Origin of the sequence: Rhodococcus sp. ACS1 (assembly GCF_002300155.1) — a bacterium.
Classification (GTDB): Bacteria; Actinomycetota; Actinomycetes; order Mycobacteriales; family Mycobacteriaceae; genus Rhodococcus_F; species Rhodococcus_F koreensis.
Genome location: NZ_NSDZ01000011.1, coordinates 1 through 2,732 on the forward strand (window position 1 = coordinate 1; position 2,732 = coordinate 2,732).

The following is a 2,732-nucleotide window of genomic DNA, read 5'->3' on the forward strand; positions in this document are numbered from 1 at the left end:
CACCTACTGACCTACCAGGAGTTCACCCATTCCTCACCAGTCACACGCCGATTACCTCGAGTTTTCAGATGCGCTCTCACAGGTATATGCCGCGAGGTTCGACATCGAGCGTGATGCAACGTGGTTCCTTCTGAAGTTGCAGGAAGAGGTCGGCGAGCTGACCCAGGCCTTTCTGATGATGACAGGCCAGGCACGGGAGAAAGGACGATCACCGGAAGAACTGGACGAGGCTTTCCGGCACGAAGTCGCCGACGTGTTCTGCCAGACCTTGCTGCTCGCCCGCTTTCACGACATCGACCTGACGAGTGCAGTGAACGACAAATGGCTGGTGTGGGCGGAACGTGGAATCGGGTCCTGAAACTTTCACGGGTGGTGATGATTTCGACCCCACGTCGAATCCGGTCCGCGCGCGTATTCCCCGGTGTTAATGTGGGAATACTCGTCCTCACCGAAAGGTGCACCTCGATGAGAAGATTCGCTCGAAGAGCCGGTGGAACCCTCGTGGCGCTGACGCTCACCGCGGCCGCTTTCGTCGTGTCACCGCCACCGGTGTACGGATTTGCCGAGGATATTTGCTACACCGAGGACGGTGCCCCGCCGCACAATTGCGCACCACTGCCCCCCGAATGTCTACTCGACGATCCCAACTCGCCGATCTGCGGCGCCGAGGCGTTCCTCCGCTACGGGTTCACGTTGCGCCGCCCGCTCGGCGGACGGAGTCTCGTGCACTCGGACTCGACGTACATCATCGCCCGCACTGTCGGCTTCTCCGAACAGGATGCGTACTGGATCGCGGCGTACGACGAGGCGACCGACCTCGGCACGTTCGTCCCACGCGACCTCTTCGGCCGGCCTGCCCCCGGCGCCGACGCGCTGACCACCAAGGACATCAGCGGCCTGGTGCGCACGCACTTCGACACCGGCGGGTTCCTCTTCCACTTCCTGCCCACGTTGCGCGGGCCGGCGGATCCGCTGCCCAACGGGTTACAACCGAACGTCGACGATCCGCGGCACGAGATCATGCTCACGCACCTGCGGACGTGGGCCATGGCCGGTCCGGGAAGCAACGCGCCGTTGTGCACGGGAGGTTTCACGAATCTCTCCGTTAACGGCGACTATGGCACGGGCGCAACGTGTTACGGAGACGCGAACCCGGTCCCGATCAACGGCACGTACAGTCTCGAGACGCCGGCCGCCATCCCGTTCACGAACATGACCGGGCAGCAGGTCATCACCGACAACGTCCTGTCGTCACAGTTCGACTCGTGGATCGGCGAGAATTCCTGGAACGCCCGGACCGGCATCTACCTTCACGCTCTCGGTGACCGCATCTCGCACCACGTGTGCACCGACGCCGGCACGATCACCCCGCCGGGTCCCGCCGGGCAGGACTTCCGCATCGACCTGAATCAGCCCACCTGCGATCAGGGTCCGCACGCGGTCCGCCACGAATACGAGACGGGTGTGGACTTCGCCGGCCTGAACCCGGAAGACCAGACGACCGAGGCTGCGTTGTCGATGGTGTACGACGAACTCGTCAACTTCGCGCGAGCACGCGGAACGCTGGATGCGCGCGCCACGGCACCCGCGACGAAGAACGCCCTCCTGAACGACGGCCTCCTGCCGGCGCTCGAGATCCGCGAACCGGTCGAGCGGCTGACCGCCGTGACCGACGTCGGCTGCCGCGCGGGCGTTACCCCGTTCCCCGGAAATCCGGCCTGCCGCTGATCGCGCCCGTCGGCCGTCAGCTACCGAAGGGGGACGCGCTGTTGGAGTACCGCGCGAAGTCGCCCTGCGCCCCGCTGTAGACGTTGAGGTCGACGTCGCCGTTGACGCCGGGGATGCGACCGGTGCTGGTGTACTGCCAGAACGTCCAGTTGCTCCAGCCGCCGGGGAGGGGACCGGGCGTGTTCTGACCGTTGTAGTCGGCGATCCACAGGGGGTATCCGGCGAACTCGTTGGTGTTCGCCATCGCCGTCCGCCAGAAGGTCGGGTACGTGTAGATGATCGGCTGACGGCCGGTGAGCGATTGGACCGTGTTGAGGTAGCGGTGCGTCCAGTCGATCAGCGCGGCGGGCGGCAGCCCGGCGGAGTGCTCGATGTCGAGGACCGGGGGCATGTCACCCGGACCGTTGATACCCAGGACCACGGTCGAGTAGAAGGCGGCCTGCGCTTCGGGAGACTGGGTGGGGTCCGCGTAGTGGTAGGCGCCGCGGGCGACCCCGGCGACGCGCATGGCGAGGCAGTCCTGGACGAAGTACGGATTGACGTAGTTGAGGCTCTCGGTGGCCTTCACCATCGCGAAGTCGTGGCCTGCGTTGCGGACGGAGAACCAGTCGATCGGCGACCCGCCCGGGTGTTGCCACGACGCCACGTCCGGACCTCGTACGGGTTCGGCTGCGGCATGCCCCGGCACCGCGGCCGCGAGTGCACCGGCGAGCAGTAGCGGTGCGATCTTGGAGAACCTTCGGACCTTCACCCCGATAGCCATGCGCCCGAGGGTAGTGGTTGCGGCGTCCCAGTTCCGGTCAATGACGAGGGTTGCCGGGACACGCGAACGGGAAACGATCCCCCCGGTCTGTTTTGTCCGAAAATTTGACCACCGCGGTAGGTTATGCGACTCTTCCTTAGTCAAATCCATAGGTTACCCAAACCTAACTAGAGCTTTTCCGTAGTCGGTCCCCGGAGCACGAGTCGTCACCCGCTGCTCCCAGCAGATAAGAGAACGACCC

At 64.8% G+C, this 2,732-nt stretch carries 3 protein-coding genes; 2 read left to right on the top strand and 1 reads right to left on the bottom strand.

The window, feature by feature from the left end; genetic code table 11:
* Positions 1-136: 136 nt before the first annotated feature.
* On the top strand, positions 137-358 hold the full coding sequence (locus CJ179_RS41535) for a hypothetical protein (RefSeq protein ID WP_218834909.1): 222 nt from the start codon (positions 137-139) through the stop codon (positions 356-358).
* Between the two features lie 107 nt (positions 359-465).
* Positions 466-1,728, top strand: coding sequence for a hypothetical protein (locus CJ179_RS41540; RefSeq protein WP_095865664.1), 1,263 nt, complete (start codon positions 466-468; stop codon positions 1,726-1,728).
* A 16-nt stretch (positions 1,729-1,744) separates the two neighbouring features.
* On the opposite strand, the gene CJ179_RS41545 is transcribed toward CJ179_RS41540, so the two are convergent.
* Positions 1,745-2,491, bottom strand: coding sequence for a glycoside hydrolase family 25 protein (locus tag CJ179_RS41545; RefSeq protein WP_072945039.1), 747 nt, complete (start codon positions 2,489-2,491; stop codon positions 1,745-1,747).
* Positions 2,492-2,732: the final 241 nt, after the last annotated feature.

What these genes read in the sequence shown, in the direction of transcription:
- CJ179_RS41540 (WP_095865664.1), top strand. Translation starts at nt 466, where the DNA reads ATGAGAAGATTCGCTCGAAGAGCCGGTGGAACCCTCGTGGCGCTGACG.
- CJ179_RS41545 (WP_072945039.1), bottom strand. Translation starts at nt 2,491, where the DNA reads ATGGCTATCGGGGTGAAGGTCCGAAGGTTCTCCAAGATCGCACCGCTA.